This is a genomic window from Paraburkholderia sp. A3BS-1L, from assembly GCF_051125215.1.
In the GTDB taxonomy this organism is placed as follows: Bacteria; Pseudomonadota; Gammaproteobacteria; order Burkholderiales; family Burkholderiaceae; genus Paraburkholderia.
The window spans coordinates 1339482-1354288 of the sequence record NZ_CP120442.1 but is presented as its reverse complement, the minus strand read 5'-3'; the positions used below and the strand labels follow the sequence as shown (position 1 = coordinate 1354288).

General features: G+C 64.2%; 12 protein-coding genes and 1 tRNA gene. 4 read left to right on the top strand and 9 right to left on the bottom strand.

The window, feature by feature from the left end:
• Nucleotides 1-62 precede the first annotated feature (62 nt).
• Nucleotides 63-1220, bottom strand: coding sequence for a DNA polymerase IV (gene dinB / locus P5W99_RS06120; protein ID WP_421079350.1), 1158 nt, complete (start codon nucleotides 1218-1220; stop codon nucleotides 63-65).
• 134 nt (nucleotides 1221-1354) lie between these two features.
• Here dinB and P5W99_RS06115 point away from each other — a divergent pair, with 134 nt between their 5' ends.
• On the top strand, nucleotides 1355-2059 hold the full coding sequence (locus P5W99_RS06115) for an aspartate/glutamate racemase family protein (RefSeq protein WP_421079349.1): 705 nt from the start codon (nucleotides 1355-1357) through the stop codon (nucleotides 2057-2059).
• A 91-nt stretch (nucleotides 2060-2150) separates the two neighbouring features.
• On the opposite strand, the gene P5W99_RS06110 is transcribed toward P5W99_RS06115, so the two are convergent.
• Together P5W99_RS06110 and P5W99_RS06105 are read right to left on the bottom strand one after the other, a co-directional pair.
• Nucleotides 2151-2227: transfer RNA gene (locus tag P5W99_RS06110), tRNA-Met, on the bottom strand.
• A gap of 149 nt (nucleotides 2228-2376) precedes the next feature.
• On the bottom strand, nucleotides 2377-2922 hold the full coding sequence (locus tag P5W99_RS06105; RefSeq protein WP_421079348.1) for a PadR family transcriptional regulator: 546 nt from the start codon (nucleotides 2920-2922) through the stop codon (nucleotides 2377-2379).
• A 258-nt stretch (nucleotides 2923-3180) separates the two neighbouring features.
• On the opposite strand from P5W99_RS06105, the gene P5W99_RS06100 reads away from it, so the two are divergent.
• Complete coding sequence (locus tag P5W99_RS06100) at nucleotides 3181-4167, top strand: NAD(P)H-dependent flavin oxidoreductase (RefSeq protein ID WP_421079347.1); 987 nt, start codon at nucleotides 3181-3183, stop codon at nucleotides 4165-4167.
• 320 nt (nucleotides 4168-4487) lie between these two features.
• Nucleotides 4488-5273 carry an exodeoxyribonuclease III gene (xth, locus tag P5W99_RS06095; protein WP_421043966.1) on the top strand — a complete coding sequence of 262 codons (786 nt, stop codon included), beginning with the start codon at nucleotides 4488-4490 and terminating at the stop codon, nucleotides 5271-5273.
• A gap of 55 nt (nucleotides 5274-5328) precedes the next feature.
• Here the strand turns inward: xth and P5W99_RS06090 are convergent, their stop codons facing one another.
• The 4 genes from P5W99_RS06090 to glnA all read right to left on the bottom strand — a co-directional run bounded on the left by P5W99_RS06090 (nucleotide 5329) and on the right by glnA (nucleotide 11878).
• Nucleotides 5329-7422 carry a prolyl oligopeptidase family serine peptidase gene (locus tag P5W99_RS06090; protein ID WP_421079346.1) on the bottom strand — a complete coding sequence of 698 codons (2094 nt, stop codon included), beginning with the start codon at nucleotides 7420-7422 and terminating at the stop codon, nucleotides 5329-5331.
• Nucleotides 7423-7544: 122 nt separating this feature from the next.
• Nucleotides 7545-9128 carry a nitrogen regulation protein NR(I) gene (gene ntrC / locus P5W99_RS06085; RefSeq protein WP_421079345.1) on the bottom strand — a complete coding sequence of 528 codons (1584 nt, stop codon included), beginning with the start codon at nucleotides 9126-9128 and terminating at the stop codon, nucleotides 7545-7547.
• A 50-nt stretch (nucleotides 9129-9178) separates the two neighbouring features.
• Nucleotides 9179-10321, bottom strand: coding sequence for a nitrogen regulation protein NR(II) (gene glnL / locus P5W99_RS06080; protein WP_421043968.1), 1143 nt, complete (start codon nucleotides 10319-10321; stop codon nucleotides 9179-9181).
• Between the two features lie 141 nt (nucleotides 10322-10462).
• Nucleotides 10463-11878: a type I glutamate--ammonia ligase gene (gene glnA / locus P5W99_RS06075; RefSeq protein ID WP_421023684.1), complete on the bottom strand. Its 1416-nt coding sequence runs from the start codon at nucleotides 11876-11878 to the stop codon at nucleotides 10463-10465.
• A 466-nt stretch (nucleotides 11879-12344) separates the two neighbouring features.
• Here glnA and P5W99_RS06070 point away from each other — a divergent pair, with 466 nt between their 5' ends.
• Nucleotides 12345-12809, top strand: a complete 465-nt coding sequence (locus P5W99_RS06070; protein ID WP_434662213.1) for a rhodanese-like domain-containing protein — start codon at nucleotides 12345-12347, stop codon at nucleotides 12807-12809.
• A gap of 179 nt (nucleotides 12810-12988) precedes the next feature.
• Here P5W99_RS06070 and P5W99_RS06065 read toward each other — a convergent pair whose 3' ends face one another.
• Both P5W99_RS06065 and P5W99_RS06060 read right to left on the bottom strand, forming a co-directional pair.
• On the bottom strand, nucleotides 12989-13825 hold the full coding sequence (locus P5W99_RS06065; RefSeq protein ID WP_434662211.1) for a competence/damage-inducible protein A: 837 nt from the start codon (nucleotides 13823-13825) through the stop codon (nucleotides 12989-12991).
• A gap of 99 nt (nucleotides 13826-13924) precedes the next feature.
• Entirely contained in the window at nucleotides 13925-14758 is an 834-nt protein-coding gene (locus P5W99_RS06060; RefSeq protein WP_434662209.1) for an EI24 domain-containing protein, read from the bottom strand.
• Nucleotides 14759-14807 lie beyond the last annotated feature (49 nt).

The following is a 14807-nucleotide window of genomic DNA, read 5'->3' as shown; positions in this document are numbered from 1 at the left end:
CTTGTACTGCGCGTTGATGCCGCTTTTTTTCGGTTCCGCCTTGATTCTATCGGAGCATGAATTCACGCCCCCGCTTCGCGGTCGTCGTCTTCGGGATCGTCGTCGAACAGCGCGAACTGGCCGCGCAGCATGGGATTGTCCTCTTCGAGCCGCACGCCCGCGCCCAGCAGGCGCACCGCGAGCTTGCGCCGCGCCAGCCCCTTCTCGAGCAAAGCGAGCAGCGTGGGCAGATCGGTGGCGTCGGCCACGCATTCGACCGTGGTGCGCTGAAAATTCGCGAAGCGGATCTTCACGAAGAGCTTGCGCACGGCGTGCGCGCAGCCGGCGCGCTCGATGCGCGCGTCCAGTTGCACGGCAAGACGCTTGAGCTCCTCGCTGCACGCTTCGAGCGTGAGCAGATCGTTCACATAGGTCGTCTCGACACTTACCGACTTGCGCTCCTGATCCGCGCGCACGGGCCGCTCGTCGATGCCGCGCGCCAGTTCGTAGAGCCGCTTGCCGAACACGCCGAAATGCCGATGCAGATCGAACAGCGACCACGTGCGCAACTGCGTGCACGTGGACAGCCCAAGGCTCTCCAGCTTGGCCGCCGTGACCTTGCCCACGCCGTGAATCTTGCGCACGGGCAGCGCCGCAACGAATGCATCGACCTCATGCGGACGCACGACGAAGAGCCCATCGGGCTTGTTCCAGTCGGAAGCGATCTTGGCGACGAACTTGTTGGGCGCAACGCCTGCCGATACCGTCACCCCCACGGTCTCGCGCACGCGCTCGCGAATCTCATTTGCGATGAGCGTGGCGCTGCCCTTGCACCGCGTGGTGCGCGACACGTCGAGATAAGCCTCGTCGAGCGAGAGCGGCTCGACGTCCGCCGTGTAATCGCGGTAAATCGCCATGATCTGCCTCGAGGCGATGCGGTACTTCTCCATCGCCGTGGGCAGTATCAGCAGATCGGGACACTTGCGCATGGCGAGCGCCGACGACATGGCCGAGTGCACGCCAAAGCGGCGCGCCTCGTAATTGCAGGTGGCGATCACGCCCCGCTGGTCCGGCCTGCCGCCCACCGCAAGCGGGCGCCCGCGCAGCGTGGGGTCGTCGCGCATTTCAACCGATGCATAAAAGCAGTCGCAATCGCAATGGATGATCTTGCGAGCGAAGCTGGCAGCCGGCGAGAGGTCGGAAGAAAGCGTGTTCAAAGTACCGATACTGTACAAAAACACAGTGCCATTTTCAAGAAAACTGTCCGCGCACCTTGGCCTCGCCGTACTGCGGCACGCGTGCTGGACCGTACCTGTACAGCGACGCGGACATGCCTATACTCGTCCGATCATTTCAATCCATTGCGGGACTGGCGATGAAAACGATCGGTGTGATTGGCGGGATGAGCTGGGAGTCGTCGGCGGAGTATTACCGGCTGCTGAACCGCTACGCGAAGGCGCGGCTCGGCGGACATCACAACGCGCGCAGCCTCATGGCGACGGTTGATTTCGCCGATATCGAAGCCTTGCAGCGCTCGGGCGACTGGGACGCGCTGGGCGTGCAGATGGCGCGGGCGGCCGCGCAACTGGAACGCGGCGGCGCCGATCTCGTGCTGCTGGCGACCAACACGATGCATCGCGTGTGCGCATCGATCGAAGCGGCGATTGCGATCCCCTTCCTGCATATCGCCGATCCGACCGGCGACGCGTTGCGCGCGGCGGGCGTGACGCGCGTGGGTCTGCTCGGCACGCGCTATACGATGGAACAGGACTTCTACACAGGCAGGCTGCGCAACGTGCACGGCATCGAGGCGCTCGTGCCCGACGAGCGCGAGCGCCTGGACGTGCATCGCATCATCTACGATGAACTCTGTCATGGCGCCGTGAAAGCGGAATCGCGCGGCGTGTATCAGCGGGTGATCGAAGCGCTCGCAGCACGGGGCGCGCAAGCCGTCATCCTCGGCTGCACGGAAATCACGCTGCTGATCAAACCCGAGGACTCGGCAATACCGGTGTTCGATACGACCGCACTGCATGCACAGGCGGCTGTGGATTGGGCGCTGGAAAACCAGGGTCGCTGAGGCGAGCTGGATGGCAGGCGGGCACGGATTGCGCGCCCAGAACGGAAAAAGCCTGCATGACTTTCATCATGCAGGCTTTGAGAATCTTTCCTGGTTGCGGGGGTAGGATTTGAACCTACGACCTTCGGGTTATGAGCCCGACGAGCTGCCAGACTGCTCCACCCCGCGTCCGTCAGAGAAAACAATTATAGGCACATCCTGTGTTCGCGTCAACACTTTATTTCCAGTCGTCCATGTCGGGAGCGGCCTTGCTCATATCGGCGCATCGAGGTTGATTCGGAATCCAAACTTATTTGCAATGACCATTGCATTGAACGCTACGCCTGGTCGTCATCGAGAAGCGGCTTGAGCTCGTCGGCCCATTCGAGCCACGATTCCTGCGTGCGTATCCCCGCCTTGAGAATCGCATACTGCAACTGCTGCCCGCGCGTGAGCACCGGCGCGCCGAAATCGCGCTGCTCGATCTCGCGATACGTCTTGAGGCGCGCACGCGCTTCCTCGATGAGCCGCGGCACTTCCTCTCCCAGTCCTAGTGGGCCGATCACGGCGTCGGCGCGCAGCTTCAGCAAGAACACGTTGCGGTCGTCGGGGCCCAGACGCGTTTCACGCGCCCAGCGCTCGACTTCTTCGCGGCCTACCGGCAGCACGCGGTAAACCTTCCTGCGCGTGGCGCCGGCGTGTGCATCGTCCTCCTCCAGAACGGCAACCCAACCGGCCGCCACCATGCGGCCGAGTTCGCGGTAGATCTGCTGATGCGTGGCATGCCAGAAATAGCCAATCGCCCGGTCGAAGCGCCGGGCGAGGTCGTAGCCGGACGACGGCTTTTCCAGCAGGGCAATCAGGATGGCGTGAGGGGTCGACATCAGGCGATTCTAAACCAGGTCCCTGCGATGCCGCCCCGGTTTCCCGTGTCTCGTCCCGTTCGAGCTTGAATGCGGACACTATGCAACCAGTTGCATAGTGTCCGCCGGTTTGCTATGTTTCATCCTGTTGGCCCGCCAGCACGGGCGCACAACGCGAACAACACGGCGGCGCCCAAATCCGGCCGCCGCCTTCATTCAGCTTTGCATGAGATGGAGTCCGGCGCACACCCGCCCGCTCCCATCGACAAGGAGATACGCATGGCCCTGCCAGCCGTCCTGCGACGCGGCCTCTCGATTCCCGTCGTCGGCTCGCCGCTTTTCATCATCTCGAACCCCAATCTCGTGATCGCGCAGTGCAAGGCGGGCGTGGTCGGCTCGTTCCCCGCTCTGAACGCGCGGCCCGAGCACGTGCTGGGCGAATGGCTCGACCGCATCACGACCGAGCTCGCCGAATACAATGCGAAGCATCCCGATCAGCCCGCTGCGGCGTTCGCGGTGAACCAGATCGTCCACAAGTCGAATGACCGCCTCCAGCACGATCTGGGCGTATGCGCCGAGTACAAGGTGCCCATCGTGATCACGTCGCTGGGCGCGCGCGAGGACGTGAACCAGGCCATTCATGGCTGGGGCGGCATCGTCTTGCACGACGTAATCAACAACAGGTTCGCAAAGAAAGCCATCGAGAAAGGCGCGGACGGCCTGATCGCCGTCGCTGCCGGCGCGGGCGGACATGCGGGCACGCTCTCGCCGTTCGCGCTCATCCACGAGATTCGCGAATGGTTCGACGGCCCGTTGCTGCTCTCAGGCGCAATCGGCAACGGCAACGCAATTCTTGCGGCGCAAGCCGCCGGCGCGGACCTCGCGTATGTCGGCTCGGCGTTCATCGCCACCGATGAGGCGAATGCGGTCGACGCCTACAAGCAGATGATCGTCGAAAGCGGCGCGAGCGATATCGTCTACTCGAATCTCTTCACCGGCGTGCACGGCAACTACCTGCGTTCGAGCATCGTGGCGAGCGGCCTGGATCCCGACGCGCTGCCGCAATCCGATCCGTCGGCGATGAACTTCGGCTCGACCCGCGTGAAGCCGTGGAAGGACATCTGGGGCGCAGGCCAGGGCATCGGCGCGGTCAAGCGCATCGTACCCGCTGCCGAACTGATCGCGCGCCTGAAGCGCGAATACGAAGCCGCGCGCGAACGCCTGGGTGTGGCGAGCGCGAGTGCCGAAGCCGCGGCGCTAGCCTGATCCACGGCAACGTAGGACGAGGGGAACGCATGGTGCAAACACCGGCGTTCCCCGCACCCGCTCGCGAAGCACACGCGCTTCGCACATGCCGCACCTGGCACACTCGCATTCACTCGACGATCCTCACGCGTGCAGTCTCCTCTTCGACATCGCGCAAGCGGTCCTTGCCGAAGAACATTTCTCACCGACGAAAAAAGTCCGGCGCACCAAATGCGTCGCGTCGAACCCATCCGCCTCCGGCGTGGCACGGCGGCGGCGGCCCGCCCTGTGTCGTCGGGCGTTATGATTCGGTATTTCGCCGATCCAACGCTCATTCATTCATGAAAATCGCAACGTGGAATGTGAATTCCCTGAAGGTCCGCCTGCAGCACGTCATCGACTGGCTCGGGCAGAGCCAGGTGGACGTGCTCTGCCTCCAGGAGCTGAAGCTCACCGACGACAAGTTCCCGCGCGCCGAACTCGAGGCTCAAGGCTACCGCAGCTGGTTCGCAGGCCAGAAGACCTATAACGGCGTGGCCATTCTCGTGCGCGACGGACTGGCCGTCGACGAGGCCACGATCGTGCGCAACATCCCCGGTTTCGAAGACCCGCAGCAACGCGTGATTGCCGCCACGGTGGACGGCGTGCGCATCGTCAGTGCGTATTTCCCGAACGGCCAGGCGCCCGGCACCGAAAAATTCGCCTACAAGCTGAGCTGGCTGGACGCGATGCACGACTGGCTCGGCGAAGAGATGGGGCGGCATCCGCAGCTCGCGCTGCTCGGCGATTACAACATCGCGCCGGAAGACCGCGACGTGCACGACCCCAAGGCCTGGGAGGGACAGAATCTCGTCTCGCCCGAAGAGCGCGCGCAATTCCAGCGCCTCATCGCGCTCGGTTTCGTCGACGCCTACCGCCAGTTCGAGCAGCCCGACAAGACGTTCACGTGGTGGGACTATCGCATGTTCGCGTTCCGCCGCAACGCGGGCTTGCGCATCGACCACATCCTGCTCTCGCCCACGCTCACGCCCGCGCTCGTGTCGTGCGAAATCGACAAGGTGCCGCGCAAGTGGGAGCAACCTTCGGACCATACGCCGGTCGTGGCCGATCTGAAGATCGCGGGCTGAGCGCGCCAGTCGCGCCAATCGCGCCAGTCGGGCGCGGGCACTCAGCCCGCGCCGCTCACCACGTTGCGGCGAGCGTGGTCCACAAAAAGCGGTACACAAGCGCGTCGTACTGCGCGCGCTCCAGCGAGTCGCTGCCTGGCCCGTGGCCGCCCTCGGTGTTCTCCAGATACCAGACGTTCGCGTGCCCCTGCTTCTGCATGCGCGCGACCATCTTGCGCGCATGTGCGGGATGCACGCGGTCGTCGCTCGTCGAGGTAGTGAAAAGCACGGGAGGGTATGCAACGCCGGCTTTCACGCGCTGATACGGCGAATATTCGGCAAGCGCCCACCCTTCTTCGGAATCCTCAGGATCGCCGTATTCATCCATCCAGGACGCGCCGGCATGCAGCAGCGGATACCGCTGCATGTCGAGCAGCGGCACCTCGCACACGACCGCGCCGAACAGCTCCGGACGCTGCACCATGCACGCGCCGACCAGCAAGCCGCCGTTGCTGCCACCCTTGATGCCCAGTTGCGCCGCGCTCGTATACCCCTCTGCGACCAGTTGCTCCGACACGGCGATGAAATCGTCGAACGAGCGCTGCCGATGCTCGCGTTGCGCGCTCACATGCCAGGCGGTGCCATACTCGCCGCCACCGCGAATATGGGCGATGGCGACGATGCCGCCCTGCTCCAGCCAGCCGATGCCCGAGCCAACCAGATACTGGGGCGTGAGTGCGATAGCGAAGCCGCCATACCCCGTCAACAGGCATGGCAGCGGCTTGCGCGCCGTACCCTCGAGTGCGGCGCGCGGGCCCACTACGGTGAACGGCACCATCGTGCCGTCCGCGGAACGCGCATGCGAGCGGATCACCGCAAGCGGCGCGGCATCGAACTGCGTGGGCCAGCGATCGAGCAGCTCCCAGTTCTGCAGGTCCTGCTGCGCGAGATCGGCAAGCCAATATTCAGGCGGCAGTAAATAGTCGTCCACATCGACGAAGACTTCGTCGTTGAGCGTGTCCTCGATCGGCGACACATCCACCTGCGAGCTCGCGCGCGCCGGGAAAAAACGTGATTGCCACGTCCATGCGCCGTCTTGCTGCTGCGGCTGCCACAGCATCGTGCGGCTTTGCACGTCGTCGAGCCACGAGACGATCAGGACGTTTTTCGTCGTGCTCCAGTCGCACGCCGACGTCACCGGCGTGGGCGTGAAAAGCGGTGTGACGTTGCGCTCGCCAGCAAGGAATGCGTCTTCGCGGATCGCGAGCAGCGAACCGCCCACCCAGGTGTGGTCGCCGAGCGACCAGTCGAGCCTCGGCTCGAGCATCAGCCAGCCATGCCACGCGCCCACTGCCACGTGCGAGGGCACGTCGTAAAGTTGCCACTGCTCGCGCTCGTCGAGCCGGTACGTCAAGGAATCGAAAAAGTCGACGCTGCGCACCACGTCATGACGCTTCTCGACAGGGTCGTAATCGCCCTCCACGCTGATGTCGTCGAACTCGCCGCGGAACACCACGGGCGCATCGGCGAGGCGCGTGCCGCGCGTCCAGCGGCGCACTTCGCGCGGATAACCCGAGCGAGTGAGCGTCTTCTTGCCGAGCTTGCCGCCCGCGTCCCAGCCGACGTACACCGTATCGCGGTCGATCCACGAGATGACGTGCTTGCCTTCCTTCTCGATCGCAAAACCGTCGTCGACGAACACACGTCTTTCGAGATCGAACTCGCGCACGGTGACGGCATCGGCACCGCCGTCCGAAAGCTGGATCAGTGCGCGGTCGCCGTCGGGATACAGGATGTCGATGCCCGCGCACACCCAGGGCATGCGTTCAGCCGCGCCGAGTGCGTCGAAGTCGATGAGCGTCTGCCACTGCGGCTTGCGCGCGCGCCAGTCAGCCCACTTCGCGCGGCGCCACAAGCCCTTCGGATTGTCCTCGTCTTCCCAGAGATCGTAGGCCCACTCCTGCCAGCGGCTCGGGATCACGGGCCGCTCGCGCGGCAAATAGGCCTGTGCAAGACGCTTTTCCAATGCTTCGAAGCGTTCGCCGCCTTGCCACGCACTGCGCGTGCGCGCGTTCTGGGCCTCGACCCAGACCATGGCGGCGGGGTCGTCGAGCGATTCGAGAGAGAGGAACGGATCGGCCTCGGCGGGCCACGGGGAGGTCACGGGCATATTCGATCATCGACGGAAAAACCAGCGTCGATTATGCCCCACCACGCGCGAAGCGCCTTGCGCGTGGACGCGGCCCGTGCGGGACGGCGCAAGCCGCCCGCCGCGCACGGTTCATGCCGCGCTCATTCGAGGTCGAGTTCCTGGATCTTGCGCGTGATGGTGTTGCGGCCGATGCCGAGGCGCTCGGCGGCCTCGACCTTGCGGCCGCGCGTATAGTCGAGCGCTTCGCGAATCACCGCGGCTTCGAAGCGCCGCGAGAGTTCGTCCATAACGCCTGCACTGTTCTCGCGCAGCAGGCGCGCGACTTCGGTGCGCAAGCCGCTTTCCCAAACGCCCACCGGTGGCGCCGCAGCACCATTGCTGGTCGCCGGATGCACAGCCGGCATGCCGCCGCTTGCGCCCGGCATGCCTGCGAAACCCGCGGCACCGGCTACACCCGCTGGCGCGGTCAGCGCGCTCTCGCCCCCCGCGAGCGGCATCCCCACCGGAACCGTGGCCGCCATGGCTTCGCCTGACGCGCCAGCATGCGTGCCGTCGGTTGCCGCGGCATGCACTGGCACCAGATCGGGCGGCAGGTCCTTGATCTCGATGGTCTGCGCGGGCGCCATCACCGTGAGCCAGTTCGCGAGGTTTTCGAGCTGGCGCACATTGCCTGGAAACGCCAGCGACGACATATACGCCAGCGCCTCGTCGGACACGCGCTTGGGCTCGACGCCGAGCTCGCGCGCACTCTTCTGCAAAAAATGCCGCGTGAGCAGCGGAATGTCCTCGCTGCGCTCGCGCAGCGCCGGCAAGCGCAGGCGAATCACGTTGAGGCGGTGATACAAGTCCTCGCGGAACAGCCCCTGGCGCACGCGCGTTTCCAGGTTCTGGTGCGTAGCAGCGATCACGCGCACGTTCGCGCGCAACGGGTTGTGGCCGCCTACACGATAAAACTGCCCATCGGAGAGCACGCGCAACAGGCGCGTCTGCAAGTCGAACGGCATATCGCCGATTTCGTCGAGAAACAGCGTGCCGTTCTCGGCCTGCTCGAAGCGGCCCTGACGCATCGCCTGCGCCCCCGTGAACGCGCCGCGCTCGTGGCCAAACAATTCGGATTCCAGAAGATCCTTGGGGATGGCGGCAGTGTTCAGCGCGATGAACGGACCGTTCGCGCGTGGGCTATGGCGGTGCAACGCGCGCGCGACCAGCTCCTTTCCGGTGCCGGACTCGCCAGTGATGAGCACGGTGGCCGCCGAATGCGAGAGGCGGCCAATGGCGCGAAACATGTCCTGCATCGCAGGCGCCTGGCCCAGCATCTCGGGCGCCTCGGCGGGACGCTCGTCCCAATGATGCTCGCCGCGCATGCTCTCGTCCACGGCGCGGCGGATCAGCTCGACGGCCTTGGCCACGTCGAAGGGCTTGGCGAGATACTCGAACGCGCCGCCCTGGAACGCGGCCACCGCGCTGTCGAGGTCGGAGAACGCGGTCATGATGATGACGGGCAGGCCCGGCAAGCGCTCGCGCACGGTCTGCAGCAATTCGAGGCCCGAGCCGCCCGGCATGCGAATGTCGGAGACGAGCACCTGCGGGCTGTCGTGTTCGAGCGCGCTCGCGGCGTCGCGCACGTTCGAGAAGCTGCGGGTCGCGAAATTCTCGCGCGCCAGGGCTTTTTCGAGCACCCAGCGTATCGATTGGTCGTCGTCTACTATCCAGATCGGCTTCATAAGGTCGGTCAGAAGTCCTGGTGGCTTGCGATGGAAGTAATGGCGGTGAATCAGTTGTCGAGCGGCAGCAGGATCTGAAACTCCGTGTGGCCCGGCCGGCTTTCCACTTCGATCAAACCGTCATGCTGCTGAACGAAGGTCTGCGCAAGCGTGAGCCCGAGACCGCTGCCATCCTCGCGTCCGGAGACGAGCGGATAAAAAATGCGGTCGCGGATCTCCTCGGGAATGCCGGGTCCGTTATCGATGACATGCAAGTCCAGTGCCAGCTTGCACAGGCGCTTGGAAATCGTGACTTTGCGCGCGATGCGCGTGCGCAGCTCGATGCGCGCGTCGCCCTGCGAAATCCGCTCGCGCAACGCCTGCGCCGCATTGCGCACGATGTTCAGCAGTGCCTGGATCAGCTGCTCCTTGTCGCCGCGCAGGTCGGGCACGCTCACGTCGTAGTCGCGCTCAATCGTGAGGCCACGCGGAAACTCGGCGAGAATCACGGCACGCACACGCTCGCACACTTCGTGAACGTTCACGTCGCCGACGATATGCGGATGCCGGTGCGGCTCGAGCAGCCGGTCGACGAGCGTTTGCAGCCGGTCCGACTCCTTGATGACGACCTGCGTGTACTCGCGCAGCTCGTCGCGACCGAGCGTGCCGAGCTCGAATTCGAGCAACTGCGCCGCGCCGCGAATGCCGCCGAGCGGATTCTTGATCTCGTGCGCGAGATTGCGGATCAAATGCTTGTTGACGGTCGCAAGGTCGTGAATGCGCTCCTCGCGATCGCTCTTGAGATGGCGCTCGTTTTCGAACAGCTCGAGCAGCACGTAGTCAGGCGCGCTCTCGAGAAAGCCGACGATCGCGTGCACGTGCAGCGCCTCGCGGCCCGGACGCTCGAGCGCGGCGTCGAGGCGCGTCGCATGAAAGCGATGCGCCGCGATCGACGCGATCGTTTCGAGCAGTTCATCCGCGTTGGAGAAAAGATCGGACCACGCCATCTGCGCGAGCTGGCGCCGCGAAAGATCGAGCATCGCCTCGGCCGTGGGGTTCGCGAACGCCACGCGCAAAGTGCGCTTGTCGAGCACGAGCACGACGGTGGGCAGCGCCTCGAAGCCGGGCAACAGCCCCGACTCCACGAGCGCCGTCTCGTCCGAGAGCGGCTCCGCATGACCCTTCCTTGCCTTGATCAGATTCTTTAGCACCATGTCGCAGGCCGGCTTTCAGTCCGGCTTTTAGTCCATTCGAGGCCAACGAAAAAGGGACGGCAGCACCGTCCCTTTGTGATCGATCGCCGCTATCGAAAACGCGCTACGCTGCATTGCGGCTCGCGTAGCGCGTTGCGTCGATTACAGCGAGTAGTACAGTTCGAACTCGACCGGGTGCGTGGTCATGCGCACGCGCTGGAGCTCGCCTTCCTTCAGTTCGAGGTAGGCGTCGAGCATCGAATCCGTGAACACGCCACCGCGCGTCAGGAACTCGCGATCCTTGTCGAGCGCTTCGAGTGCCTGGTCGAGGCCCGCGCAGACGGTCGGGATCTTTGCATCCTCTTCCGGCGGCAGGTCGTACAGGTTCTTGTCTGCAGCTTCACCCGGGTGGATCTTGTTCTGCACGCCATCCAGACCCGCCATCATCAGTGCCGAGAAGCACAGGTACGGGTTGGCCAGCGGATCCGGGAAGCGCGTTTCGATACGGCGTCCCTTAGGATTGCTCACGTGCGGAATGCGGATCGATGCCGAACGGTTGCGTGCCGAGTAAGCGAGCTTGACCGGCGCTTCGAAGTGCGGAACCAGACGCTTGTACGAGTTCGTGCCCGGGTTCGTGATGGCGTTCAGCGCGCGAGCGTGCTTGATGATGCCGCCGATGTAGAACAGCGCGAATTCCGAGAGGCCTGCGTAGCCGTTGCCTGCGAACAGGTTCTGGCCATCCTTCCAGATCGACTGGTGAACGTGCATGCCCGAACCGTTGTCGCCAACGATCGGCTTCGGCATGAACGTGGCCGTCTTGCCGTACGTATGCGCGACGTTGTGGATGATGTACTTCATCTGCTGCGTCCAGTCGGCGCGCTGAACCAGCGTCGAGAACTTCGTGCCGATTTCGTTCTGGCCCTGGCCCGCCACTTCGTGGTGGTGCACTTCGACCGGAATGCCGATCTGTTCGAGCAGCAGACACATTTCCGAGCGCATGTCCTGGAACGTGTCGACCGGCGCGACCGGGAAGTAGCCGCCCTTCACGCCCGGACGGTGACCCGGGTTGCCGCCTTCCATTTCGCGCGACGACGACCACGGTGCTTCATCCGAGCCGATCTTGACGAAGGTGCCCGACATGTCCGTGTTCCACTGGACCGAGTCGAAAATGAAGAACTCGGGTTCCGGACCGAAGAAGGCCGTGTCGCCGAGGCCCGTGCTCTTCAGGTACGCTTCGGCGCGCTTGGCGAGCGAGCGCGGGTCGCGCTCGTAGCCCTTGCCGTCTGCCGGCTCGACCACGTCGCAGGTGAGGACCAGCGTGGACTCTTCGTAGAACGGGTCGATGAACGCGGTGTTCGCATCCGGAACGAGCAGCATGTCCGAGGCTTCGATGCCCTTCCAGCCGGCGATCGACGAACCGTCAAACGCATGGCCCGACTCGAACTTGTCTTCGTCGAAATGCGACAGCGGGACCGAGACGTGTTGCTCCTTGCCGCGCGTGTCCGTGAAGCGGAAGTCGACAAACTTGACGTCTTCGTCCTTGACGAGTTGCATGACGTCGGCCACGGATTTGCTCATAACCTTTTCTCCTGATTAACGATTTCGGCGAACGTTGCCGCCGTGCCAATTCTGTTGATCCACACTGCTGTGAATCGATCGTGACATATAAAGCAGCTTCTGTGCCAGTTTTGCACCCTACCCGCGCAAACCCAATGCGGGCAGGCACCGGAAGCGAAACGGCGCGCGCCGCAAACGCGCCGGCGCCACAAACCACCCGGTGATTCGCACCAAACAAGTGCATCCCCAGATTTGGCGCATGAAACGCACTACATTATGGTGCATAAAAAACTCTACGCACCAATTCGATGCAAACCTGCCGGTGCAATAAATCGCACGCACCGGACACGCGCATGCGAAGCCGGTGCATCAAGGCCCTGCCGCCCCGCCAGCCCTCATTGGCGCGCCACGAGCGCCCGCTTCCTGCACCATGCAGCGCGCTAGAATAATCCTTTGGTCCAACACGAGAAATAGGAGATCTGCTGTCATGAGTACGCTCGAACAGTTGTACGCCCAAGCCGAAAAGCGCCGCGTCGAGAGCCAGTTGCCCTACGCGGGCGCGGTCTCGCCCGCCGAGGCGTTCGAGCTTCTGCAACTCGATGCGCGCGTGAAACTCGTCGACGTGCGCACGCGCGCCGAACTCGATTGGGTCGGCCGCCCCGTGGTGGGCGACGGCCAGTATGCCCATGTCGAGTGGACGCGCTATCCCGGCGGCGTGCCCAACGCCGAATTCATCGCCCAGCTCAAGAGCGTCGCCGATCCCGACGCACCTGTGCTGTTCCTCTGCCGCAGCGCCGCGCGCTCGAAGCTCGCGGCCATCGAAGCCGCCAAGGCCGGCTTCACGCATGCGTACGACTTGCTGGAAGGCTTCGAGGGCGACAAGAACAGCGAGGGACATCGCAAGACGATCACGGGCTGGTGCTTCCGCGGCCTGCCCTGGCTGGGCGCCTGATGCCAAAGCGGCGCGCCGTGCTGGAATCAACCGGGTTTGGGCGGATCTGACTGGCACAAACCTGGCTGATCACTTTGAGCGCCCCATGTGACGCGCCGATGATGGACACGCACGCCCCGAAGCGCCAGCCCGGGATCATGCGAATCTCGCGCAGGAACTCGCCGTGGCGGCGTTAGCGGTTAGTGGCGCGACGCAGCACTCTGGATCTTGGCCGGCTCGGGCGGCTCCACGATGTCGCCGCCCAGCAGATGCACGCCTTCGCGCAGCTTCACGAACGCTGCCGCGACGGCCTCCGGCTCCCCTTTCACGCCCAGATCGATATGCCGGCGCGCATAAACGCCGCCGCGCTCCGTGTCGCCCACGCTCGGCAGACTGAACACGCGCACGCCCGGGAAATCATGCTCGATGCGCTCCATGAGCGGCGTGAGCGTCGACTCCGGCAACTCGAACACGAGCAGCGACTTCTCTGCGTGCGGCATCTGATGATGCAAATGCGCGTACTTCGTATCGAGCACCCATTCGATCATCGGCCAGGCCATCACCGGAAAGCCCGGCACGAAATGATGGTCGCGAATCGAAAAGCCCGGGATCTTGTTGTAGCCGTTCGGGATGATCTCGCAGCCCAGCGGGAACGTGCCCATCTGGAAGCGGTGCTGGTTCTCGAGCGAATCGAAGTCGACCGGATCGGCGCCCGAGTGCATGTCGCGGATACGCTCGCGGATCGCGGCCTCCGCGTCAGGATGCAGCGCGAGCGGCACGCCGAGCGCAGCCGCTGCGCACTGGCGCGTATGGTCGTCGGGCGTCGCACCGATGCCGCCCGTGGAAAACACGATGTCACCTGACGCGAACGAGCGCTCGAGCGTCGCCGTGATGCGCGCCGGGTCGTCGCCGACATATTCGGCCCACTCGAGCGCGAGGCCGCGCGTGCCGAGCAGTTCGATGATTTTCGGCAGATGCTTGTCGCTGCGGCGGCCCGAGAGAATCTCGTCGCCGATGATGATGACGCCAAATGCCATGAATGACCTCGTCGTGATTCGTTGTAGTGCGTCGTGGTTTGTCGTAATTCTTCGCAAGCGCGGGAGTCGGGAGCAGCAGGCTCCCGTGCGGATTCAGTTTTAGTGTGTGACGGTCACATCATGCCCCGTCTGCCGTGTTTGCGCCGCGCGCAGACGCTGAAGCGCGTGCAGGCAGTAGTGCCCGAACCAGAGTGCCGTGAACACCAGAATGAACGCATAGATCCACACGGTCGCCATGGCCACGAACGGGAAAAACAGCAGCAGCCACGCAGAGGCGATCCAGATCGCCGTGGGCAGCGAGCTGAGCAGGCCGCTCGCCACACCGATCGCGAGCAGCGGCAGCCGGTGCCGGCGCACGAGCTCGCGCCGCTCCTCAGCGCTGGCGTGCAGCGCGAGCGCGTCATAGGTCATCACGCGATAGGTCAGCCAGCCCCACAACAGCGGCGGCACCAGCGCGAAGAACGGCGGAAAGAACCAGAACGGCAGCGAGACGCACAGCAGCACGATGCAAATCACCGTGGTCCAGAGCGAATGAAGCAGGCTGCCGTACCAGCTGCCGCCACGCCGCTCCTCCAGCGTCGAGTACTGCCGGGTCGAGAGATAGCGGATCACGCGCGGCATCGAAATCGCAACGATCAGCAGCAGCACGGTAATGACGATGAGCGGAACCGACAGCACGATCACCACGAATGGTCCGATCATGTTGCGCAGCGCGCCATAGCCGAGCAGGTCGAACAGACGGTAGAGATACGCAGTGGCCCACCAATGTTCGAGCGCCGGACGCAACGCATCGACGAGCGGTTGCCAGAACGCATAGAGCAGGCCGCCCCACACTCCCGCCGCCACGAGAAACGGCACGAAGGTGAGAAACAGCATCGAGGGATGGAACGCGCCCACCAGTGCGCGCCCGAACGAGCGCAACAGATCGTTCATGCGAGGAGGAAAACAGCGGTCAGACGAGCAAGCATCGCGAGGCCCATGG

Excerpts from the sequence above, each read along its gene's own strand:
- P5W99_RS06115 (WP_421079349.1), top strand. The coding sequence starts at position 1,355 with ATGAAAACGATCGGTGTGATTGGCGGGATGAGCTGGGAGTCGTCGGCG.
- P5W99_RS06105 (WP_421079348.1), bottom strand. The coding sequence starts at position 2,922 with ATGTCGACCCCTCACGCCATCCTGATTGCCCTGCTGGAAAAGCCGTCG.
- P5W99_RS06100 (WP_421079347.1), top strand. The coding sequence starts at position 3,181 with ATGGCCCTGCCAGCCGTCCTGCGACGCGGCCTCTCGATTCCCGTCGTC.
- xth (WP_421043966.1), top strand. The coding sequence starts at position 4,488 with ATGAAAATCGCAACGTGGAATGTGAATTCCCTGAAGGTCCGCCTGCAG.
- P5W99_RS06090 (WP_421079346.1), bottom strand. The coding sequence starts at position 7,422 with ATGCCCGTGACCTCCCCGTGGCCCGCCGAGGCCGATCCGTTCCTCTCT.
- ntrC (WP_421079345.1), bottom strand. The coding sequence starts at position 9,128 with ATGAAGCCGATCTGGATAGTAGACGACGACCAATCGATACGCTGGGTG.
- glnL (WP_421043968.1), bottom strand. The coding sequence starts at position 10,321 with ATGGTGCTAAAGAATCTGATCAAGGCAAGGAAGGGTCATGCGGAGCCG.
- glnA (WP_421023684.1), bottom strand. The coding sequence starts at position 11,878 with ATGAGCAAATCCGTGGCCGACGTCATGCAACTCGTCAAGGACGAAGAC.
- P5W99_RS06070 (WP_434662213.1), top strand. The coding sequence starts at position 12,345 with ATGAGTACGCTCGAACAGTTGTACGCCCAAGCCGAAAAGCGCCGCGTC.
- P5W99_RS06065 (WP_434662211.1), bottom strand. The coding sequence starts at position 13,825 with ATGGCATTTGGCGTCATCATCATCGGCGACGAGATTCTCTCGGGCCGC.
- P5W99_RS06060 (WP_434662209.1), bottom strand. The coding sequence starts at position 14,758 with ATGAACGATCTGTTGCGCTCGTTCGGGCGCGCACTGGTGGGCGCGTTC.